This is a genomic window from Comamonas sp. 17RB (assembly GCF_030056555.1).
GTDB lineage: Bacteria > Pseudomonadota > Gammaproteobacteria > Burkholderiales > Burkholderiaceae_C > Comamonas > Comamonas terrigena.
Genome location: NZ_JASHHY010000004.1, coordinates 142200 through 163001, shown reverse-complemented (window position 1 = coordinate 163001; position 20802 = coordinate 142200). Strand labels below are relative to the sequence as shown.

The following is a 20802-nucleotide window of genomic DNA, read 5'->3' as shown; positions in this document are numbered from 1 at the left end:
TGGGTGCGGAGGAATGGGCAGTGAATGGGCATGGGCGTGCTTACCTCGGCGACAAGGCGGCGCGCCCGGTCGCGTGGCTGCTGCGTTGCAGGGGGGTGTCGGTCTGGAAACCCTCCACCAGGTGGCTGAGCCGCTGCGCCTGCTGGGCCAGTGCCTGAGCGGCGTGGCTGGATTGCTCCACCAAGGCTGCATTCTCCTGGGTCAGCGTGTCCACCTGCTGTACCGCTGAGCTGGCGTGCTGCAGCTGGGTGGCCTGTTGCTGTGCGGTCTGGCTGATGGCGTCGATCAGCGTGGCGACCTGCTGGGAGTGGCTGACCAGCTGCTCCATGCTGTGGCCCGCCTGGTCCACCAGACTGGCGCCGTGGTCGGCATGGCCCATCGATTGTTCGATCAACTGGCGCACATCCCGGGCGGCACTGGCGCTGCGCTGGGCCAGGGCCCGCACCTCGCTGGCCACCATGGCAAAGCCCCTGCCTTGTTCGCCTGCGCGTGCGGCTTCCACGGCGGCATTGAGTGCCAGGATATTGGTCTGGAAGGCAATGGAGTCGATCAGCCCGACGATGTCACCGATCTTGCGCGCACTGCTGTGAATGGCTTCCATGGTGCTCACGACATTGCGCACCACGCTGCCGCAGGCATGTGCGCTGCTGGTGGCATGGCTGGCCATGGAACGGGCGCTGTCGGCTTCGGCGGCGCTGTGGTGGGCACTGCTGCGGATGGCGTCCATGCTGGCTGCCGTCTGCTGCAACTGGCTCACCGCGGATTCTGCACGCTGGCCCAGGTGCTGGTTGCCCTGGGCGATGGTGTTGCTGGTCTGCAGCACCAGTGCGGCGGCGGCATGGGTTTCGGCCACCACCTCGTGCATGCGCGCCAGCGCATGCTGCACGGATTGCGCCGTGGGACTGGTGACGGGCTTGTGCTGCACGTTCAGCGACAGCTCGCCGCTGGCGGAAGGCTGGCACAGGCTGCGCAGCTCGGCCGACTCCACTGCGTCGGCGCGCATGCGCAGCGCAATGCCCACTTCCACCGCTGTCTGTACCACCACAAACACTGCGTGCAGGACCACGCGACCCACATCCGGCTGGGTCAGGCAGAACACGGGCAGGCCCAGCCATTGCAGACGGTCGAAGGCCACATGGTGTACGGCAATGGCGGCGGCTGCCACCACGATGGGGCGCCAGTCACGGTAGACCAGCAAAAAGGCCAGAAAAACGAACACACCGAAGTGCAGCTCGGTCTGTCCCATTGACAGCTGGATGTGCAGGGCCACCATGCCCATGCCGCACACGGCCAGCGTGCACCGGGACAGCATGGAGCCGGGTGCCAGACGGTAGGTCACGGCAGCGATGGCCAGCAGAAGCAGGGCGGCGGTACTGCCGGCGCCCAGGGCGCCATAGATGCCACCCAGCGCTGCCGCGGCCACCGCCCCCAGACTCAGAATGCCCAGCACGGTCACATCCGCGCGGCATGCCATGGCATGCATGCTGGAATGCACTTCGTCCCGGGCTGGCTGCGTGACAGTCTTCATGGATGTCCCTTGTAGAGTTCCCTGCACCGCATGGAATGGGCGAGGGAGCCAGGACATTCGCTGGTGCATGCTGTGGTGCACCGGCGCAACCCTCATCCAAGAGCAGGGCGGAACACGCCCCCCATGCAGCCCAGAGGCCGCTTGATTGGTACCGGCTGTACGCAACTAACGCACGGCTTCAGTCCATTATTTGTTTCTATCTGCAAGGACATGTAGGGGAATGTCCTTTTCTACGGACAAGCGTTCTAAATCTGTACCAGCGGTGGTCTGCAGGAAGCGGGCGATTTGGTCGTGCACCTCCCGTGTGCGCATGGCCTGCACGCTGCCGTCGCACTCCACGCCTGCCAGGGCGCAGAGCTGGCGGGCAAAGTGGGGCTCCAGGGCGGCCACGGCCACATGCCCGTCGGCCGTGGCGTAGACGCGATAGCCGGCATGGGCTCCGCCCACATCGCCGTTGGGGGTGGTCAGGCCCCAGTGCAGGGGCTGGGCCAGCCAGTGGGCTGCCTGGGCCAGGCCCACGTCGCGCACCACGCCGGCGCCGCTGCGTTCACGCTCCAGCAGGGCTTGCAGCAGGGCTTCGGCCGCGCTCAGGGCGCCGGCCATGTCGGCGTGCAGGCTGCTGGGCATATGGCCGGGGCTGACCAGGCCGGCTTCGGCCTGGTAGGTCAGGTCGTGGCCGGGTTGCCCGGCTGCTTCGGCATCCAGATCCCCCTGGATGCGCACCATGCACAGCTGGGGGTAACGGGCGTGCAGGTGCTCCCAGTCCACCCCCAGCTTGACCAGGGCGCCCGGACGGAAGGAGGTGATGAGCACATCGGTGACCAGCAGCTCCTGTTGCAGCAGCAGCTGGCCTTCCTCGGTTTTGAGATTGGCGTGCAGCACGCGCACGCCCTGGTGCAGCTCGCGGTAGGCGGCGGGGCTGTACTGGGCCATGGGGTCGGCACTGCTGCTGCCCTCGGGCGGTGGAGGCTCGAGCTTGGTGCAGATGGCGCCCATCTGGTGGCAGCGTAGCAGGGCGGCCGGCCCGGGCAGGTTCAGCGCCAGGCTGAGGACGCGGATGCCTTGGAGTGTGGGGTGGTGTCTCATGGTGATCTTGTGGTTTTGATAAGGGCGGCAACGCTGCTGCGGATGGCTGTCCGTCTTTATAGCCGGTGTGCTGGCGCTGGCGGTCAGCCGCAGCGACAGCGTTTGCTCTGAAAATATGAGCCGCCTGTGCCCTGTGCAAGGGCTGTGCAGGGCTAAAAACACATGGATTTCCCTGAGGTCGGCGCGGCACAGAGAGGTCCGCCTGCGCAATGCCGGGGGCGCAGACATAAAAAAAGCCGCCCGAAGGCGGCTTGGCAGCACACGACCGGCTGCAGCGCAGTGCGCCGCAGCCGTCGCATCTTCAGATCACGGCAGCAATGGACTTGCAGACGTGGTCGATGTTCTTGCTGTTCAGTGCGGCCACGCACATGCGGCCGGTGTCGGTGCCGTACACGCCGAATTCATTGCGCAGGCGCACCATCTGGTCCTTGGACAGGCCGGAGTAGCTGAACATGCCGATCTGGGTGGTGATGAAGCTCATGTCTTGCTGCACACCGGCAGCCTTCAGGCCGTCCACCAGCTTCTGGCGCATGGCCTTGATGCGCACGCGCATCTCGCCCAGCTCGGCTTCCCATTGGGCGCGCAACTCGGGGTTGTTCAGCACGGCGGCCACCACAGCGCCACCGTGGGTGGGTGGGTTGGAGTAGTTGGTGCGGATGACGATCTTCAGCTGCGACAGCACGCGGGCTGCCTCTTCCTTGTCGTTGGCCACCACGGACAGGGCGCCCACGCGCTCGCCGTACAGGCTGAAGCTCTTGGAGAAGGAGGTGGAGACGAAGATGTTCAGGCCAGCGGCCACGAACTTGGCAATCACGGCGCCGTCTTCGGCCAGGCCGTAGCCAAAGCCTTGGTAGGCCATGTCCAGGAAGGCGACCAGGCCCTTGGCCTTGACCACTTCGATCACCTTGTCCCACTGGGCGGGGGTGATGTCATAGCCGGTGGGGTTGTGGCAGCAGGCGTGCAGCACCACCACGGTGCCGGGGGCTGCTGCGCTCAGGTCGGCGATCATGCCTTCGAAGTTGATGGCGCGGTTGGCGGCATCGTAATACTTGTAGCTGTCCACTTCAAAACCGGCGTTCTGGAAGATGGCGCGGTGGTTTTCCCAGCTGGGGTCGGAGATCAGCACCTTGGCGTTGGGGTTGAGCTTCTTCAGGAAGTCAGCACCGATCTTCAGACCGCCCGTACCGCCCACGGCCTGCACGGTGGACACACGGCCGGACTTGACCACGTCGGACTCGGCGCCGAACACCAGGGCCTTCACGCCGTTGTCGTAGGCAGCGATGCCGTCGATGGGCAGATAGCCACGTGCGGTGGGCTTGTCCATCATGGCCTTTTCAGCAGCCTGCACGCACTGCAGCAGGGGCAGCTTGCCGTTATCGTCGAAATACACGCCCACGCCCAGGTTCACTTTGTTGGGGTTGTTGTCGGCGGCGAATTGATCATTCAGGCCCAGGATCGGATCGCGGGGAGCCATCTCGACGGCGGTAAACAGAGACATGAAAAGTCCTTGATGGTGGAAATAAAGCGGGGAGCCCCCAAGTACTGCGGTAGTCTTGAGAGTTGCCCCGTTATTTTAGCCCCGGGCAGCGTCATGCGTTGAGCACATAACACCATGCAAGAAGCTATTGATACCGCGCCAGAAGGCACTTTTGTGCATTTCCCCGATTCGCCCTTCGAGCTGTTCCAGCCGTACCCGCCGGCAGGAGACCAGCCTGCGGCCATTGCCAAGCTGGTGGAAGGCATTGAGGACGGCGAGGCTTTTCAGACCTTGCTGGGGGTGACGGGCTCTGGCAAGACCTTCACCATGGCCAATGTGATTGCCCGCATGGGGCGACCGGCCATTGTGTTTGCGCCCAACAAGACGCTGGCTGCGCAGCTGTACAGCGAGTTCCGGGAGTTCTTTCCGAACAACGCGGTGGAATACTTTGTCAGCTACTACGATTATTACCAGCCCGAAGCCTATGTGCCGCAGCGCGACCTGTTCATTGAAAAGGACAGCGCCATCAACGAGCACATCGAGCAGATGCGGCTGTCGTGCACCAAAAGCCTGATGGAGCGGCGCGATGTGGTGATCGTGGCCACCGTCTCGGCGATCTACGGTATCGGCGAGCCGGAGAGCTACCACCGCATGGTGATGACACTGCGCTCCGGCGATACGCTGAGCCAGCGCGATGCGATCGCGCAGCTGATCCGCATGCAGTACCAGCGCAACGACCAGGAGTTCACACGCGGCAAGTTCCGCGTGCGCGGTGACACCATCGATGTGTTTCCGTCGGAAAACTCGGAGCTGGCGCTGCGCATCGAGCTGTTTGATGATGAGGTGGACAGCCTGCAGCTGTTCGATCCGCTGACCGGGCGCGTCAAGCAAAGCATCCCGCGCTTCACCGTCTACCCCAGCAGCCACTATGTGACGCCGCGCGACAAGGTGCTGGCGGCGGTGGAGACCATCAAGCTGGAACTGGCCGAGCGCCTGAAGCAATTGGTGGGCGACGGCAAGCTGGTGGAAGCACAGCGCCTGGAGCAGCGCACGCGCTTCGATCTGGAAATGCTGTCCGAAGTGGGACACTGCAAGGGCATCGAGAACTACACGCGCCACCTGTCGGGCTCGAACCCTGGTGACCCGCCCAGCACGCTGACCGACTACATGCCCAAGGACTCGCTGATGTTCCTGGATGAGAGCCACCAGATGATCGGCCAGCTCAACGCCATGTACAACGGTGACAAGGCGCGCAAGACCACGCTGGTGGAATATGGCTTCCGCCTGCCGTCGGCGCTGGACAACCGTCCGCTGAAATTCGAGGAGTTCGAGCAGCGCATGCGCCAGGTGGTGTTTGTCTCTGCCACGCCGGCGGACTACGAAAAGACGCACTCCGGCCAGGTGGTGGACCAGGTGGTGCGGCCCACCGGACTGGTCGATCCGGAAATTGAAGTGCGTCCTGCCACCCACCAGGTGGACGATGTGCTGCAGGAAATCCGCAAGCGGTCGGACGTGGGGGAGCGGGTGCTGATCACCACGCTGACCAAGCGCATGGCCGAGCAGCTGACCGACTACCTGACGGACAACGGAGTGAAGGTGCGTTATCTGCACTCGGATGTGGATACGGTGGAGCGTGTGGAGATCATCCGCGACCTGCGCCTGGGGGCTTTTGACGTGCTGGTGGGCATCAATCTGCTGCGCGAAGGCCTGGACATTCCCGAGGTGTCGCTGGTGGCCATCCTGGATGCGGACAAGGAAGGATTTCTGCGTGCCGAGCGCAGCCTTATCCAGACCATCGGCCGCGCGGCGCGCAATCTGCACGGCAAGGCCATTCTGTATGCGGACCGGATCACGGATTCGATGCGCAAGGCCATCGACGAGACCGAACGCCGCCGCGTCAAGCAGATGGCGTACAACGAAGCAAATGGAGTGGTTCCGCAGGCCATTGTCAAGAGGGTGAAAGACCTGATTGATGGGGTATACAGCGAAAAGAGCGGGAAAGAGGCCAAGCAACTCGAAGTACGCCAGCGCCAGGTCGAGGAGGTGCAGGAACTTTCCGAGAAGGAAATGGCCAAAGAAATCAAGCGTCTCGAGAAGGAGATGCTGGAGTTCGCGCGCAACCTGGAATTCGAGCAGGCCGCCCGTGCGCGCGATCAGTTGGCTGCGTTGAAGACGCGGATGTTGGGTGTCTAGGCATGCCGCCTGTCGGGGGAAACCGCAGGATCGATAAGGTCTCGCTATGCCCGCAAGCGACAAAAACCATGGTATCCGACAAATTTGATGGGGTTTATGCTATACTCCTGTCAATAACTCAACAACAACACACTTCGAAACAAAGAAGGGCTCTGGACCTTTTATAGGGCGGAGTAAGGGCGGAGACGGTGTCGGTACCAGGCATCCACTTGGCCGACGTTTCTGTAACCACAAGCCTGATTGAAGGAGCTCGCGATGCGTCTCACTACCAAAGGCCGCTTTGCGGTCACTGCCATGATCGACTTGGCCCTGCGCCAGAACAACGGTCCTGTCACCCTGGCGGCCATCAGCCAACGCCAGCAAATTTCGCTCTCTTATCTGGAGCAGTTGTTCGGCAAGCTGCGCCGCCATGAACTGGTGGAGTCGACCCGTGGTCCTGGTGGTGGATACACCCTGGCGCGCAAGGCGGCCGACATCACCGTGGCCGACATCATCGTGTCGGTGGACGAGCCCATTGACGCCACCCAGTGTGGCGGCAAGGAAAACTGCATGGGCGAAGCCGGCCGTTGCATGACCCACGAACTGTGGGCCGCACTGAACCAGCGCATGGTCGAGTTTCTGGACTCCGTCACCCTGCAAAAGCTGGTGGACGAGCAGATCGCCAAGGGCGTTCAGATCGAGGACAAGCCGGTCGTGCGCCGTGCGATCTCGACCGCGCCGGTGGTCAAGCCCATCCGCGTGAACGCCCCGAATTCGGTTTTTGCCCTGGGCAACGCCTTCGCAAAATCCTGATTCGGCGGGTGCGTGCTGGTCCCTCGGGAGCGGCGCCCACCCGGACAACGGCCAATTACTTCGGCACATTCATTTCGGCATATTCAATTGCCAGCCTGATTTCATAGAGCCAGCCATGGACATGACCCCGCACTTCCCCATCTACCTTGACTACGGCGCCACCACGCCTGTGGATCCCCGCGTCGTGGACGCCATGATCCCGTGGCTGCGCGAGCATTTCGGCAACGCTGCCTCGCGCAGCCATGCCTGGGGTTGGGAGGCGGAGGAAGCCATCGAGAAGGCGCGCCAGCAAGTTGCAGACCTGATTGGCGCCGATCCGCGTGAAATCGTCTGGACCAGCGGTGCCACAGAATCCGACAATCTGGCCATCAAGGGTGCGGCCCAGTTCTACAAGGGCAAGGGCAAGCACCTGATCACCGTGAAGACCGAGCACAAGGCCGTGCTGGACACCATGCGTGAGCTGGAGCGCCAGGGCTTTGAAGTGACCTACCTGGATGTGCAGGAGAACGGTCTGCTGGATCTGGAGGTCTTCAAGGCCGCCATCCGTCCCGACACCATTCTGGTGAGCGTGATGGCAGTGAACAACGAGATCGGTGTGATCCAGGACCTGAACACCATTGGCGGGATCTGCCGTGAGAAGGGCATCATCTTCCACGTGGATGCTGCACAGGCCACGGGCAAGATGCCGCTGGACATGCAGACCATGCCCATCGACCTGATGAGCCTGGCTTCGCACAAGACCTACGGCCCCAAGGGCATCGGCGCTCTGTATGTGCGCCGCAAGCCGCGCATCCGCCTGGAAGCGCAGATGCACGGTGGTGGCCATGAGCGCGGCATGCGCTCGGGCACGCTGCCCACCCACCAGATCGTGGGCATGGGCGAGGCCTTCCGCATTGCCAAGGACGAAATGGCGCAGGACCTGGAGCACGCCAAGCGCCTGCAGCAGCGTCTGCTCGACGGCCTCAAGGATGTGGAGCAGGTCTTCGTGAACGGCGATCTGGAGCACCGCGTGCCCCACAACATGAATATCAGCTTCAACTACGTCGAAGGCGAGTCGCTGATCATGGGGATCAAGGGCCTGGCGGTGTCGTCGGGTTCGGCCTGCACCTCTGCCAGCCTGGAGCCCAGCTACGTGCTGCGTGCCCTGGGTCGCAGCGATGAACTGGCGCACAGCAGCCTGCGTATGACGATCGGCCGTTTCACCACGGAAGAGGAGATCGACTATGCCATCAGCACCATCCGTATCAACGTGGAAAAGCTGCGTGAACTCAGCCCCCTGTGGGAAATGTTCAAGGATGGTGTCGATCTGAGCACCATCCAGTGGGCCGCGCACTGAAGCGTCGCCAGCAGCACAGCACATACTGAAAATTCAAGAGGTAGACACCATGGCTTACTCTGACAAAGTTATTGACCACTATGAAAATCCCCGCAACGTGGGCTCCTTCGACAAGGGCGACGATTCGGTGGGTACCGGCATGGTGGGCGCTCCGGCCTGCGGCGACGTGATGAAGCTGCAGATCAAGGTCAACCCTTCGACCGGTGTGATCGAAGACGCACGCTTCAAGACCTACGGCTGCGGCTCGGCGATTGCCTCGTCGTCGCTGGTGACCGAATGGGTCAAGGGCAAGACGCTGGATGAAGCGGCTGCGCTGAAGAACAGCCAGATCGCTGAAGAACTGGCACTGCCGCCCGTGAAGGTGCACTGCTCCATCCTGGCAGAAGACGCCATCAAGGCAGCGGTCAACGACTACCGCACCAAGCACACTGCCACTGCGGAAGCCTGAAATGGCCATCACGCTGACGGAAGCGGCCGCACGCCATGTGGGGCGTTATCTGACGCGCCGCGGCAAGGGTATCGGCGTCCGCCTGGGGGTCAAGACCACGGGCTGCTCCGGCTTGGCCTACAAGCTGGAGTATGTGGACGGCGTGGAGGCCGAGGACATCGTGTTCGAAAGCCACGGCGTCAAGGTGCTGATTGATCCCAAGAGTCTGGCGTACATCGACGGAACCGAGCTGGATTTCGTGCGCGAAGGTCTGAACGAAGGCTTCAAGTTCCACAACCCCAACGAACGTGATCGTTGCGGCTGTGGCGAGAGCTTCCGCATCTGACGCGCTGTGAACGGCCTGCAGCCAGGCCGCCCATTCCTCCAAACCGCCACCGCAGCCGTGCTGGCGGTTTTTTATCGACATGAATCTGCAGTCTGACGATTTTGAACTGATGGGCCTGCCGCGCCAGTTTGCCCTGGATCGTGCACAACTGGATGCGCGCTGGAAGGAACTGCAAAAGCAGGCGCACCCGGACCGCTTTGCGGCCGAAGGCGCGGTGGCGCAGCGCGTGGCCATGCAATGGTCGGTGCGCATCAACGAGGCCTACCAGCGTCTGAAGCAGCCACTCAAGCGTGCGGCCTATCTGTGCGAGTTGCTGGGCGCGCCGGTGCGTGCGGAAGACAACACCGCCATGCCGACGGCTTTCCTGATGCAGCAGATGGAATGGCGTGAAGCCCTGGATGATGCGGCCACGGAGGCGGACATCGATCGCCTGGAGCAGGAAGTGGCCGACTCCAAACGCGCCATGCTCCAGCGGTGCGAGCAATTGCTGGTGTCTCCCGAGGGAGCACAAAAAGCCGTGCAGGAGGTGAGATCCCTCATGTTCGTTGAGCGCTTTGCCCAGGACATCGATCGCCGCCGCGATCAACTGGGACAATAGGCTTCCTTCTTTTGTTGCAGCGCTGCAAGCGCGCTGCACATCTCTGTGGGGCAGGGGGCACGCCGTGCCTGCCTTCCCTTGTGATTGCGAAGAATCCATGGCGTTACTGCAAATTTCTGAACCCGGCCAGTCTCCTGATCCGCACCAGCGGCGCATTGCCGTGGGCATTGACCTGGGAACCACCCATTCGCTGGTGGCTTCGGTGCGCAATGGCGTGGCCGAATGCCTGCCGGACATGCAGGGTCGCGTGCTGCTGCCTTCGGTGGTGCGCTATGCGCCCGAAGGCAAACGCCAGATCGGTTATGAGGCCCGAGGCCATGAGGTGGAAGACGCTGCCAACACCATCGTGTCGGTCAAGCGCTTCATGGGCCGCGGCCTGGCGGACATCGCCAACGCCGCGCAGTTGCCCTATGTGCTGGAGCAGCCCGAAGACCAGGGCATGGTGGCCCTGTCGACACGGGCCGGCCGCAAGAGCCCGGTGGAGATCAGTGCCGAGATCCTGGCCACCTTGCGCTACCGTGCCGAAGACAGTTTTGATAACGATCTGTACGGCGCGGTGATCACCGTGCCGGCCTATTTTGACGATGCCCAGCGCCAGGCGACCAAGGATGCCGCCCAGCTGGCAGGCATCAACCTGCTGCGCCTGATCAACGAGCCCACGGCGGCGGCCATCGCCTATGGCCTGGACAATGCCAGCGAAGGCGTTTATGCCGTCTACGACCTGGGGGGCGGCACGTTCGACATTTCCGTGCTGCGTCTGACGCAAGGGGTGTTCGAGGTGATTGCCACCGGCGGCGATTCGGCCTTGGGTGGCGACGACTACGACGCTGCGCTGGTGCAGTGGGTGCTGGAACGTACCCCGGTGCAGCCCGCCCACGGCGAAGACCGTGCAGCCCTGCGTGTGGCAGCACGGGCGTGCAAGGAAGCCCTGACCGACGCAGACAGCGCCGCATTTGCGGCCACGCTGTCGGGCGGGGCGCAGATCGCCTTGGAGGTGACGCGCGCCGATTTCGATGCCGCCACTGCGCACCTGACCAAGCGTTCGCTGGCCGCCGTGCGCCGCGCCTTGAAGGACGCGGAGCTGGTGGTCGAGGATGTCCAGGGGGTGGTGATGGTGGGTGGCTCCACCCGCATGCCCCAGGTGCAGCAGGCGGTTGGCGCTTATTTCAACCAGACCCCGCTGACCAACCTGAATCCGGATGAGGTGGTGGCGCTGGGCGCTGCCATCCAGGCCAACCAGCTGGCAGGCAACAACAGCGCCGGCGATCTGCTGCTGCTGGACGTGATTCCGCTGTCGCTGGGGGTGGAAACCATGGGCGGGCTGGTGGAGCGCATCGTGGCGCGCAACGAAACCATTCCCTCTGCCCGTGCCCAGGATTTCACCACCTACAAGGATGGCCAGACCGCCATGGCCATCCATGTGGTGCAAGGGGAGCGCGATCTGGTGGCCGACTGCCGCAGCCTGGCGCGTTTCGAGCTGCGTGGCATTCCGCCGATGGCGGCCGGTGCGGCGCGCATCCGCGTGACGTTCACGGTGGATGCCGATGGCCTGCTGTCGGTCAGCGCCAAGGAACAGCTCAGTGGTGTGGAAGCGCACATCGACGTCAAGCCGTCCTACGGCCTGTCGGATGCCCAGGTGGCCCAGATGCTGCAGGATGGCTTCAACACCGCACAGGAAGACATGAAGGCCCGTGCGCTGGTGGAAGCCCGCGTGGACGCCGACCGCATGCTGCTGGCCACGCACAGCGCGCTGGCCGCCGATGGCGATGTGCTCAGTGCTGCACAGCGCGCCGAGATCGACCAATTGATGGACGCTTTGAGCCAGGCCAAGGGCTCGGACGATGTGGCCGTGGTGGAAGCCGCCACGCAGGCGCTGGCCAAGGGCACGGAAGCCTTTGCCGCCGAGCGCATGAACCGTGGCATCCGCGAAGCCCTGGCTGGCAAGAACGTGCAATCCATTTCCTAAAATCTGACCCCATGCCTGTTATCAAAATTCTTCCCCATCCCGAATACTGTCCACAAGGCGCCCAGGTGGAGGCGCCTGCCGGCACCTCTATCTGCGAGGCTCTGCTGGACAACGGCATCAAGATCGAGCATGCCTGCGACATGAGCTGCGCCTGCACCACCTGCCACGTGATCGTGCGTGCGGGTGGGGCATCGCTGAATGAAGCCGAGGAGGAAGAGGAAGACCTGCTGGACCGTGCCTGGGGCCTGGAGCCACAATCGCGCCTGTCCTGCCAGGCCATCCTGGCACAGCAGGACGTGACGGTGGAGATTCCCAAGTACTCCATCAACCACGCCAAGGAAAACCACTGATATGTCGCGGCTGATCGTTCTCGATACGGAAACCACGGGTCTGTCGGCCGTTGACGGCGACCGCATCGTGGAGCTGGGGTGCGTGGAGCTGGTGAACCGCAAGCTCACCGGCAACAACCTGCACCTGTACTTCAATCCCGAGCGCGACAGCCATGAGGAGGCCTTGCGCGTTCACGGCCTGACCACCGAGTTCCTGCGCGACAAGCCCAAGTTCGCCGAGAAGGCACAGGACATCCTGGCCTATCTGCAGGACGCCGAGCTCATCATCCACAACGCGCCGTTCGACGTGGGTTTCCTGAACAAGGAGCTCGATCGCCTGGGACTGAAGCCGCTCAAGAGCTATGTCAGCGCCGTCACCGACACGCTGGCGATGGCCAAGGAGCTGTTCCCCGGCAAGCGCAATTCGCTGGATGCGCTGTGCGACCGCCTGGAAGTGGACAACAGCGGCCGTACCTTGCACGGCGCCTTGCTGGATGCGGAGCTGCTGGCCGACGTCTACATCAACATGACCCGCGGCCAAGATGCGCTGCTGATCATGGAAGACGAGGCCCCTTCTGCTTCCCAGGTGAATGCAGAGCTGGGCAGCCAGCAGCGTGTGGACCTGTCCCGCATTGCCCTGCAGGTGCTGCGCGCCAACGAGCAGGAGCTGGCCAGCCATGAGGCGGTGCTGGCCGAGCTGGACAAGTCCAGCGACGGCAAGACCATCTGGCGTACCGCGGAGCAGGCCGCCGCCTGATGCAGCTGCGGCCTGCGGCCCGTGCGGGGTAGCATGCCGTGCCGCCATCGGCGTCAAATACCGCTGCTGCGCGTAGGCGTTCGCGGCAAAGCGTCCCAGGCAGGCTAGGATGCGGGGCTTATGACCGATACCCGCTCCCGCGATCTGATCACCCAGATCGTTCACCACCCCTACGTTCCCCCGGCCGATTTTGTCGCCCCCCAGCCGCCGGTGCACAAAGGCTCCACGGTGCTGTTCCCCAATGTGGCGGCCATGCGCGAGCGCCGCTGGCTGGACAAGAGCAGCTACACCTACGGCCTGCACGGCACCCCCACCACCTACCAGCTGGAAGAGCGCCTGTGCGCACTGGAAGGCGGCTTGCAGTGTCTGCTGGTGCCCAGCGGCCTGTCGGCACTGACCACGGTGTCGCTGGCGTTGCTGAACGCTGGCGATGAAGTGCTGGTGCCTGACAACGCCTACGGTCCCAACAAGGATTTCACCGAGATCGAGCTCAAGCGCCTGGGCATAGCCCATGCGTTCTACGATGCCATGAACCTGGCCGATCTGGAGGCCAAGATCACGCCCGCCACCAAGCTGGTGTGGCTGGAAGCCCCCGGCTCGGTGAGCATGGAGTTTCCGGATCTGGCGGCCTTGGTGCGCCTGTGCCGCGAACGCGGCGTGAAGACCGTGCTGGACAACACCTGGGGGGCGGGTCTGGCCTTCCGGCCGTTCGATCTGCTGGCCGATGGCGGCAGCCTGGGGGTGGACATCACGGCCCATGCGCTGACCAAATACCCCAGCGGCGGGGGCGATGTGCTGATGGGCAGCATCATCACCCGCGATGCCAATCTGCACATGCGTATCAAGCTCACCCATATGCGCCTGGGCATTGGCATTGGCGCCAACGATGCGGAACTGCTGCTGCGCTCTCTGCCCAGCGTGGGTCTGCGCTACCACGCCCACGATGTGGCGGCGCGCGAGCTGGCGCGGTGGTTGGGCCAGCAGCCGGCCGTGGTGCAGGTGCTGCACCCGGCGCTGGAAGGGGCTCCGGGCCATGTGCACTGGAAGGCACTGTGCGGTGCAGCCAACGGCGGCCAGGGTGCCGCGGCGGGCCTGTTCAGCGTGGTGATCGACCCCAAGTACGGGCAGGACGCCGTGGACCGTTTCTGCGACAGCCTGCAGCTGTTCAAGCTGGGTTACAGCTGGGGCGGCCCCATCAGTCTGGTCGTGCCCTATGACATCGAGCGCATGCGCAGCCAGCCGCATCCGCAGCTCAAGGCCGGGACCGTCGTGCGTTTTTCAATCGGTCTGGAGCAGGTCGACGATCTGCGTGCCGATCTGGCGCAGGCGCTGTCTCAGGCGTTTGCCTGATTGCACTGAGCGTGCGCCACAAAAAAGCCGGGCATTGCCCGGCTTTTTTGTGGTCGCTGTCCGCGCCGCGTTCAGCGGCTGCCGGAGAGGTCCATTTCTTCGTAGCGCACGATACGCGTGCCTTTGGCCCATTTGTAGCCGAACCAGATTAGCAGAAACAGCGGCAGGCCGATGTAGGTGGCGATGACGCCGGTCCAGTCGATGCTGTCCTTGGTGAAGGCTTCGTAGTTCTGGCCCAGGGTGATGACCAGGCACAGCACAAAGGCAAAGATGGGGCCGAAGGGAAAGGCCGCTGCGCGGTAGGGCAGCTGGTCCAGCTGGTAGCCCTGTGCTTCGCAGCCCTTGCGGAAGCGGTAATGGCTGATGGCAATGCCCAGCCAGGCCACAAAACCGCACATGCCCGACAGGTTCAGCAGCCAGATATAGACCGCTTGCGGGCTGAAGATATTGGTCAGAAAGCACAACGCAGCGACCACGGTGGTGGCGACCAGGGCCATGATCGGCACACCACGTGCATTGACGCGGGCAAACAAGCGGGGCGCCATGCCTTGCTGGGCCAGCGCATACAGCATGCGGGTGGAGGCATACATGCCCGAGTTGCCGGCCGACAGCACCGATGTCAGCACCACGGCATTCATCACCGCCGCGGCACCCAGCAGGCCGGCGCGTTCGAACACCAGGGTGAAGGGGCTGACGCTGATGTCGCCCACATCGTTCTTCAGCAGTTGCGGATCGGTATAGGGGATCAGCAGGCCGATGATCAGGATGGAGAACACATAGAACAGCAGGATCCGCCAGAACACCTTGCGCACGGCGCGGGGCACGTTCCTGGCCGGGTCTTCGGATTCGCCGGCGGCAATGCCGATCAGCTCCGTGCCCTGGAAGGAGAAGCCCACGATCATGGCCACACCGATCAGCGCGGCAAAACCGCCGGCGAACGGCGCATCTCCGGCGCTGAAGTTGGCGATGTTGCCCCACAGGCCTTCCGGCGCACCGCCTTGCAGGATGCCCAGGATCATCAGCAGGCCCACGGCAATGAAGACCAGCACCGTGGTCACCTTGATGGCGGCAAACCAGAACTCCGACTCGCCGAAGCCCTTGGCCGACAGGGCGTTGAGTCCCACCATCAGGGCCAGAAACAGTGCGCTCCACAGCACGCCATTGCTGTCCGGGAACCAGTAGGCCATCACCAGCTGGGCGGCCACCAGGTCCACGGCAATCGTCACGGCCCAGTTGTACCAGTAGTTCCAGCCCAGGGCGAAGCCAAAGCCTTCGTCCACATACTTGGCGCCATAGGTGGCGAACGAGCCGGAGACCGGCAGGTGCGAGGCCATCTCGCCCAGGCTGGTCATCAGGAAGTACACCATCAGACCGACGACCATATAGGCCAGCAGTGCGCCGCCGGGGCCTGCTTGCGAGATGGTGGCGCCCGAGGCGACAAACAGGCCGGTGCCGATGGAGCCGCCGATGGCAATCATCGACATATGGCGCGGCTTGAGGCTGCGGTGCAGCGCGGAAGGCTGGCCGGAAGAAGAGGAATCTGCTGCCATGGGTGATGCAGTCGTATCGTCAAAAAAAGCAAGATCCCAGGCGGTGGCCTGGTTGCCCGCACCAAAGACAAAGGCCGCAGACAATGCGGCCTTGAAAGCTGGAACGGGGGCGTTCGGAGGCAGATTGTGCGCGATGGGGTGCATCGCCGGAGACGATGGGGTTAATGACCCTACAGGCAGTTTAGAGTTGCTAATGCCCGTCGTGTGTGTGCTGCCAGGGGCACCGGGACGTGGGCACCACGCAGCGCTGTGCGTGATCCTGCCGGTTGCGGGCTGTGCTCTGCGCCGACCATGAACGTTGCGGCCCCTGGATGGCTGCCGCAGGGACCCAAACGCGGTTTAATCGCTGCATTGGCAATGCCCCCTGGGCTGGAGTTTTGCATGACCGATCACACGGCTTTGGAGATTCAACGCATCGCACCCCGCAGCAGCGGCCTGGGCGAAGGCCTGATGGTGGCGCGCACCTTGCCCAGCCGGGCACGCCGCATGGTGGGGGCCTGGTGCTTTCTGGACCATATCGGCCCCACGCATTTTGCGGACGGCCAGGGCCTGCACGTGGGGGCGCATCCGCACACGCGTCTGCAGACCTTCACCTGGATGATCGAGGGTGAAATCCTGCACCGCGACAGCCTGGGCAATGAGCAGGTGATCCGACCCGGACAGGTCAATCTGATGACGGCGGGCCATGGCATTTCCCACACGGAGGACTCGGCGCAGCCCGGTCAGCGCCTGCATGCGGCCCAGCTGTGGATTGCCTTGCCCGATGCGGTGGCCGAATGCCCGCCGGACTTTGCCCATTACCCGGATCTGCCCCAATGGAACGACGCACAGGCGCCTGCGGTGCGCTGCGCGCTGATGGCCGGTCAGTACGCCGGCCACACTGCGCCCACGGCGGTGCATTCCCCGTTGCTGGGGCTGGAGTTGCGCAACACCGGCAGCACGCCGGTCACGGTCGCACTGGCATTGGCACCGGGTTTCGAGCATGGGCTGATGGCGCTGGAAGGCGGCTTCACTCTGGCAGGCCAGGACTTTGCCATGGACGAGCTGGCCTATGTGGCACCCGGGCCTGACCAGGCCGCGCTGCAGCTGGCGCCGGGCGCGCGCGTGCTGCTGCTGGGCGGCACGCCGCTGGGCGAGGCCGTGACCATGTGGTGGAATTTTGTCGGTCCGGATCTGGCCAGTATCCGGGGTTACCGCGCCGAATGGGAAGCGGCCAGCCCGCGCTTTGGCAGTGTCCCCGGCGGAGAAGGGCGGCGCATTGCGGCCCCTGCCTTGCCGTGAGCGACCCTGACGCCACGCAGCAGGGGGGACGCCGTGCCCTGTGGCGCACCCAGCTGGGCATGGCGCTGTTCTGGCTGGCGGCGCTGGGGGCACTCTACCTGGCCATGGACCGCTGGTTGCAGCCCGCTGCGATCACCGTACAGGCCGATGGCAGCGTGCAACTGCAGCGCCACCGGAACGGGCATTTCTATGCCGCTGGCCATGTCAATGGCCAGCCTGTGCAGTTCATGGTGGACACCGGCGCGACGGCGGTGGCCGTGACCGATGCCCTGGCCGAAGCCGCCGGGCTGCGCGGTGGGCGGTCCGCCACCTTTTCCACCGCCAACGGCGACCGCCAGGGCCGGCTGGTGCGTGCCGACACGGTGGCCGTGGGGCCGCTCACGGTGCACCAGCTGACCGTGGGCACGGGCTACACCGGCGCCACGCCGCAGTCCGCCCTGCTGGGGCAGAATTTTCTGCGGCACTTTGATGTGCGCATGCAGGGCGATGTGATGGAGCTGCGCCCGCGCTGAGCCCAGGCTGAGTCTGCGTGCCGTGCGGCGGCGCTGTGAGGCCTGGCCGAGGGTGGGGTGGCAGGGGTGATGCGGGCCGCGGGCGTCCATGCATGCGGGGTCTGCGCGTGGGGGCGGACATGCCGGTGCCATCATCGCCCGCCCTGCCACTTGCCATTAGCGGCATGAAAAAAGCAGCCCGCAGGCTGCTTGGAAGGGGGATGCTGGGGGGACGGGTCAGCCCAGCAGCAGGGCGTCGTCCGCCAGTTTTTCGCCGCGCACCTTCTCGAACATGTGCAGCAGATCGGGCACGTCCATCTGGGCGCGCTCTTCGCCGCTGACGTCCAGCACCACGTTGCCCTGGTGCAGCATCACGGTGCGCTCGCCCACGTCCAGGGCCTGGCGCATGCTGTGCGTCACCATCATGGTGGTCAGCTTGCTCTCGGCCACGATGCGGGCGGTGAGCTGCAGCACGAAGTCGGCGGTGCGGGGGTCCAGCGCGGCAGTGTGTTCGTCCAGCAGCAGGATGCGCGAGGGCTGCAGTGCCGCCATCAGCAGGCTCACAGCCTGGCGCTGGCCGCCCGACAACAGACCGATGCGGTCCGTGAGGCGGTTTTCCAGGCCCAGGCCCAGCGTGGCCAGACGTTCGCGGTACAGCTCGCGGTTCTGGGTCTTGACGGCACTGCTCAGGCCGCGTGATGTGCCGCGGCGGTGGGCCAGGGCCATGTTTTCTTCAATCGTCAGGTCCTCACAGGTGCCGGCCATCGGATCCTGAAAGACGCGGGCCACCCGGTGGGCACGGTCCCAGACGGGGCGGCGTGTCATGTCTTCGCCGGCGATGTGGATGCTGCCCTTGTCCACGCTCTGGTCGCCGGAGATGGCGTTCAGGAAGGTGGACTTGCCGGCCCCGTTGGAGCCGATGACGGTGACAAACTGGCCGTCCGGAATGTCCAGCGACAGGCCGCGCAGCGCGCGGGTTTCGATGGGCGTGCCGGGGTTGAAGGTGAGTTCGAGTTTTTTGGCGCTCAGCATGGGTTCACAACTTTCTTCAATGGTGGGCGCGTCAGGGCTTGCGGCTCCACTTGCGCTTGAGCTGGGGAATCACCAGCGCCACGGTCACGAGCAGGGCGGTCACCAGGTTCAGATCCTGGGCCTTGAGGCCGATGAAGTCGCTGTTCAGCGCTGCTGCAATGAAGAAACGGTAGACGATGGCACCCACCACCACAGCCAGCGTGCACCAGATGATCTTGCGCGAAGGCAGGATGGATTCTCCCACGATCACGGCGGCCAGGCCGATCACGATGGTGCCGATGCCCATGGAGATGTCGGAGCCGCCCTGGGTCTGCACGAACATGGCGCCGGCCAGGCCCACCAGGGCGTTGGAGATGGCCATGCCCAGCAGGATCATGCCGCCGGTGTTCACGCCCTGGGAGCGGGCCATGCGGGCGTTGGAGCCGGTGGCACGAATGGCCAGGCCGCGTTCGGTGGCGAAGAACCAGTCCAGTGCCAGCTTGGCCGCGACCACGATCGCCAGCAGCAGCAGCGGGCGGAAGATGTAGTCGTCAATGCCCTCGGGCTGGAGCATGTTGAAGATGGTGGGGTCGTTGATCAGCGGGATGTTGGGGCCGCCCATGACGCGCAGGTTCACGGAGTACAGCGCAATCATCATCAGGATGGAGGCCAGCAGGTCCATGATCTTCAGGCGCACGTTCAGCCAGCCGGTGATCAGCCCGGCCACGGCGCCGGCCGCGGTGGCGGCCAATGTGGCCAGCCAGGGATTGATGCCGGCGGCAATCAGCACGGCGCAGACCGCGCCACCCAGAGGGAAGCTGCCGTCCACGGTCAGGTCGGGAAAGCGCAGCAGGCGGAACGAAATGAAGACACCGAGCGCCACGAGGGCGAAGATCAGGCCGATTTCGATGGCGCCGAAAAATGAGAACAGGGACATGGACGGGGGCAGGCGCCGGGCGCCACACTTGGGGGGGGGGAATGAACAAAGGCAGGGCCAAGTGTACTTGGCGCCTGCCTTGGGTCTGCCCGGCAAGGGCAGACAACACTCAGGGGATGGAGGGGCCCGAAAGGGCTTACTTCACCACCTCAGCGGCCGACTTCACCAGTTCGTCGCTCAGCTTGATGCCTTGCTTCTCGGCAGCGCCGGGGTTCACGAACAGTTCCATCTTGGTGCTGACTTCAGGCTTGATGGCGCCGGGCTTTTCACCCTTGAGGATGCGCACCACCATGCGGCCGGTCTGCTCGCCCAGATCGCGGTAGTTGATGCCGTAGGCAGCCACAGCGCCGCGCTTGACGGAGTCGGTGTCCGAAGCCACCAGCGGGATCTTGGCGTCCTGGCCGACCTTGACCAGCGATTCGTAGGCCGACACCACGTTGTTGTCGGTGTTGGTGTAGATCACGTCCACTTTGCCGATCAGCGAACGGGCGGCGCTGCCCACGTCCACGGAACGGGGGGCGGCGGCTTCCACCAGGGTCAGGCCCAGGGTGGGCAGCAGCTTCTGCAGTTCCTTGACCACGACCACCGAGTTGGCTTCGCCGGGGTTGTAGACCATGCCGATGCGCTTGGCGTTCGGTGCGACCTTCTTGACCAACTCCATCTGCTTGTCCAGGGCCAGCAGGTCGGACACGCCGGTCACGTTGGTCTTGGAGGGCTCCCAGCTGGGCACCAGCTTGGCGGCCACGGGGTCGGTCACGGCGGAGAACACCACGGGCACGGTCTTGCTGGCGGCGACCACGGCCTGGGCCGAGGGGGTGGCGATGGCAACGATGGCATCGGGCTTGTCACCCACGAACTTGCGGGCGATCTGGGCGGCGGTGCCGGTGTTGCCCTGGGCGCTTTGGTACTGCCACTTCAGGCTCTTGCCTTCTTCGTAGCCGGCGGCCTTCAGCGCGTCCTTGACGCCGTCACGCACGGCGTCCAGGGCCGGGTGTTCGACGATGGCAGTCACTGCCACGGACTTTTGCTCGGCCGCTTGTGCGGGGGCGATGGCAGCGATGGCCAGTGCCATTGCACCCAGCGGTGCCCAGGTCAGATGCTTCATGTAGCTATCTCCAGCTTTTGTTGGTTTGGAATGCCTGCTGTGTTTGCGAGAAGGGGCTGCGCAGGACCTTGCTGCTCCTCGGCGGGCAAGTCTAAAGCACGACCGTGCCGAATGGAGTGCGGCGAAACACTGGTTTGTGACGCTTTTCTGACGGCGTGCAGTTTTCCTGCAGGTCGCGCTGCGGGTTTGCACTTAGATACAAGGGCTGCGCAAAAAAACACACGAAAAAGTGCCCGCGTAGC

At 64.1% G+C, this 20802-nt stretch carries 19 protein-coding genes; 12 read left to right on the top strand and 7 right to left on the bottom strand.

Annotated elements, in window-relative coordinates; all coding sequences use genetic code 11:
* Nucleotides 1-40 precede the first annotated feature (40 nt).
* The 3 genes from QM470_RS08990 to QM470_RS08980 all read right to left on the bottom strand — a co-directional run bounded on the left by QM470_RS08990 (nucleotide 41) and on the right by QM470_RS08980 (nucleotide 4112).
* A complete protein-coding gene (locus QM470_RS08990; protein ID WP_283338988.1) occupies nucleotides 41-1528 on the bottom strand; it encodes a methyl-accepting chemotaxis protein in 1488 nt (495 codons plus the stop codon).
* A gap of 186 nt (nucleotides 1529-1714) precedes the next feature.
* On the bottom strand, nucleotides 1715-2614 hold the full coding sequence (locus QM470_RS08985; protein ID WP_283338987.1) for a CoA transferase: 900 nt from the start codon (nucleotides 2612-2614) through the stop codon (nucleotides 1715-1717).
* A gap of 301 nt (nucleotides 2615-2915) precedes the next feature.
* Entirely contained in the window at nucleotides 2916-4112 is a 1197-nt protein-coding gene (locus tag QM470_RS08980) for an amino acid aminotransferase (RefSeq protein ID WP_066534428.1), read from the bottom strand.
* Nucleotides 4113-4226: 114 nt separating this feature from the next.
* Between QM470_RS08980 and uvrB the strand changes: the two genes are divergently transcribed.
* The 10 genes from uvrB (at nucleotide 4227) to QM470_RS08930 (ending at nucleotide 14185) form a co-directional block, all read left to right on the top strand.
* On the top strand, nucleotides 4227-6284 hold the full coding sequence (gene uvrB / locus QM470_RS08975) for an excinuclease ABC subunit UvrB (protein WP_283338986.1): 2058 nt from the start codon (nucleotides 4227-4229) through the stop codon (nucleotides 6282-6284).
* 255 nt (nucleotides 6285-6539) lie between these two features.
* Nucleotides 6540-7076, top strand: coding sequence for a Fe-S cluster assembly transcriptional regulator IscR (gene iscR, locus QM470_RS08970; RefSeq protein ID WP_066534422.1), 537 nt, complete (start codon nucleotides 6540-6542; stop codon nucleotides 7074-7076).
* 115 nt (nucleotides 7077-7191) lie between these two features.
* The gene (locus tag QM470_RS08965) at nucleotides 7192-8412 is read left to right on the top strand and encodes an IscS subfamily cysteine desulfurase (RefSeq protein WP_066534419.1); all 1221 of its coding nucleotides are present in this window, start codon (nucleotides 7192-7194) and stop codon (nucleotides 8410-8412) included.
* A 49-nt stretch (nucleotides 8413-8461) separates the two neighbouring features.
* Complete coding sequence (gene iscU / locus QM470_RS08960; RefSeq protein ID WP_066534417.1) at nucleotides 8462-8860, top strand: Fe-S cluster assembly scaffold IscU; 399 nt, start codon at nucleotides 8462-8464, stop codon at nucleotides 8858-8860.
* A gap of 1 nt (nucleotide 8861) precedes the next feature.
* Nucleotides 8862-9185: an iron-sulfur cluster assembly protein IscA gene (gene iscA / locus QM470_RS08955; protein WP_066534414.1), complete on the top strand. Its 324-nt coding sequence runs from the start codon at nucleotides 8862-8864 to the stop codon at nucleotides 9183-9185.
* A 79-nt stretch (nucleotides 9186-9264) separates the two neighbouring features.
* Nucleotides 9265-9783: a Fe-S protein assembly co-chaperone HscB gene (gene hscB / locus QM470_RS08950; protein ID WP_066534411.1), complete on the top strand. Its 519-nt coding sequence runs from the start codon at nucleotides 9265-9267 to the stop codon at nucleotides 9781-9783.
* Between the two features lie 97 nt (nucleotides 9784-9880).
* Nucleotides 9881-11749: a Fe-S protein assembly chaperone HscA gene (gene hscA / locus QM470_RS08945; RefSeq protein ID WP_066534408.1), complete on the top strand. Its 1869-nt coding sequence runs from the start codon at nucleotides 9881-9883 to the stop codon at nucleotides 11747-11749.
* Between the two features lie 11 nt (nucleotides 11750-11760).
* Nucleotides 11761-12099 carry an ISC system 2Fe-2S type ferredoxin gene (fdx, locus tag QM470_RS08940; protein ID WP_066534401.1) on the top strand — a complete coding sequence of 113 codons (339 nt, stop codon included), beginning with the start codon at nucleotides 11761-11763 and terminating at the stop codon, nucleotides 12097-12099.
* Nucleotide 12100: 1 nt separating this feature from the next.
* A complete protein-coding gene (gene dnaQ / locus QM470_RS08935) occupies nucleotides 12101-12835 on the top strand; it encodes a DNA polymerase III subunit epsilon (RefSeq protein ID WP_280011334.1) in 735 nt (244 codons plus the stop codon).
* Between the two features lie 120 nt (nucleotides 12836-12955).
* Complete coding sequence (locus QM470_RS08930) at nucleotides 12956-14185, top strand: PLP-dependent transferase (protein ID WP_283338985.1); 1230 nt, start codon at nucleotides 12956-12958, stop codon at nucleotides 14183-14185.
* 71 nt (nucleotides 14186-14256) lie between these two features.
* On the opposite strand, the gene QM470_RS08925 is transcribed toward QM470_RS08930, so the two are convergent.
* Nucleotides 14257-15735: an amino acid permease gene (locus tag QM470_RS08925; RefSeq protein WP_280011337.1), complete on the bottom strand. Its 1479-nt coding sequence runs from the start codon at nucleotides 15733-15735 to the stop codon at nucleotides 14257-14259.
* Between the two features lie 381 nt (nucleotides 15736-16116).
* Here QM470_RS08925 and QM470_RS08920 point away from each other — a divergent pair, with 381 nt between their 5' ends.
* Nucleotides 16117-17016: a pirin family protein gene (locus QM470_RS08920; protein ID WP_283338984.1), complete on the top strand. Its 900-nt coding sequence runs from the start codon at nucleotides 16117-16119 to the stop codon at nucleotides 17014-17016.
* Nucleotides 17013-17528: a retropepsin-like aspartic protease family protein gene (locus QM470_RS08915; protein WP_283338983.1), complete on the top strand. Its 516-nt coding sequence runs from the start codon at nucleotides 17013-17015 to the stop codon at nucleotides 17526-17528. Before QM470_RS08920 ends, QM470_RS08915 begins: the two co-directional genes overlap by 4 nt.
* 216 nt (nucleotides 17529-17744) lie before the next feature.
* Here the strand turns inward: QM470_RS08915 and QM470_RS08910 are convergent, their stop codons facing one another.
* The 3 genes from QM470_RS08910 to QM470_RS08900 form a co-directional block, all read right to left on the bottom strand.
* The gene (locus QM470_RS08910; protein ID WP_279998904.1) at nucleotides 17745-18539 is read right to left on the bottom strand and encodes an ABC transporter ATP-binding protein; all 795 of its coding nucleotides are present in this window, start codon (nucleotides 18537-18539) and stop codon (nucleotides 17745-17747) included.
* A gap of 31 nt (nucleotides 18540-18570) precedes the next feature.
* Nucleotides 18571-19455 (bottom strand): ABC transporter permease, encoded by an 885-nt coding sequence (locus QM470_RS08905; RefSeq protein WP_272970077.1) that lies wholly within the window; start codon nucleotides 19453-19455, stop codon nucleotides 18571-18573.
* A 136-nt stretch (nucleotides 19456-19591) separates the two neighbouring features.
* Nucleotides 19592-20560, bottom strand: coding sequence for an ABC transporter substrate-binding protein (locus tag QM470_RS08900; RefSeq protein WP_066534387.1), 969 nt, complete (start codon nucleotides 20558-20560; stop codon nucleotides 19592-19594).
* Nucleotides 20561-20802 lie beyond the last annotated feature (242 nt).

Excerpts from the sequence above, each read along its gene's own strand:
- QM470_RS08990 (WP_283338988.1), bottom strand. The coding sequence starts at position 1,528 with ATGAAGACTGTCACGCAGCCAGCCCGGGACGAAGTGCATTCCAGCATG.
- QM470_RS08985 (WP_283338987.1), bottom strand. The coding sequence starts at position 2,614 with ATGAGACACCACCCCACACTCCAAGGCATCCGCGTCCTCAGCCTGGCG.
- QM470_RS08980 (WP_066534428.1), bottom strand. The coding sequence starts at position 4,112 with ATGTCTCTGTTTACCGCCGTCGAGATGGCTCCCCGCGATCCGATCCTG.
- uvrB (WP_283338986.1), top strand. The coding sequence starts at position 4,227 with ATGCAAGAAGCTATTGATACCGCGCCAGAAGGCACTTTTGTGCATTTC.
- iscR (WP_066534422.1), top strand. The coding sequence starts at position 6,540 with ATGCGTCTCACTACCAAAGGCCGCTTTGCGGTCACTGCCATGATCGAC.
- QM470_RS08965 (WP_066534419.1), top strand. The coding sequence starts at position 7,192 with ATGGACATGACCCCGCACTTCCCCATCTACCTTGACTACGGCGCCACC.
- iscU (WP_066534417.1), top strand. The coding sequence starts at position 8,462 with ATGGCTTACTCTGACAAAGTTATTGACCACTATGAAAATCCCCGCAAC.
- iscA (WP_066534414.1), top strand. The coding sequence starts at position 8,862 with ATGGCCATCACGCTGACGGAAGCGGCCGCACGCCATGTGGGGCGTTAT.
- hscB (WP_066534411.1), top strand. The coding sequence starts at position 9,265 with ATGAATCTGCAGTCTGACGATTTTGAACTGATGGGCCTGCCGCGCCAG.
- hscA (WP_066534408.1), top strand. The coding sequence starts at position 9,881 with ATGGCGTTACTGCAAATTTCTGAACCCGGCCAGTCTCCTGATCCGCAC.
- fdx (WP_066534401.1), top strand. The coding sequence starts at position 11,761 with ATGCCTGTTATCAAAATTCTTCCCCATCCCGAATACTGTCCACAAGGC.
- dnaQ (WP_280011334.1), top strand. The coding sequence starts at position 12,101 with ATGTCGCGGCTGATCGTTCTCGATACGGAAACCACGGGTCTGTCGGCC.
- QM470_RS08930 (WP_283338985.1), top strand. The coding sequence starts at position 12,956 with ATGACCGATACCCGCTCCCGCGATCTGATCACCCAGATCGTTCACCAC.
- QM470_RS08925 (WP_280011337.1), bottom strand. The coding sequence starts at position 15,735 with ATGGCAGCAGATTCCTCTTCTTCCGGCCAGCCTTCCGCGCTGCACCGC.
- QM470_RS08920 (WP_283338984.1), top strand. The coding sequence starts at position 16,117 with ATGACCGATCACACGGCTTTGGAGATTCAACGCATCGCACCCCGCAGC.
- QM470_RS08910 (WP_279998904.1), bottom strand. The coding sequence starts at position 18,539 with ATGCTGAGCGCCAAAAAACTCGAACTCACCTTCAACCCCGGCACGCCC.
- QM470_RS08905 (WP_272970077.1), bottom strand. The coding sequence starts at position 19,455 with ATGTCCCTGTTCTCATTTTTCGGCGCCATCGAAATCGGCCTGATCTTC.
- QM470_RS08900 (WP_066534387.1), bottom strand. The coding sequence starts at position 20,560 with ATGAAGCATCTGACCTGGGCACCGCTGGGTGCAATGGCACTGGCCATC.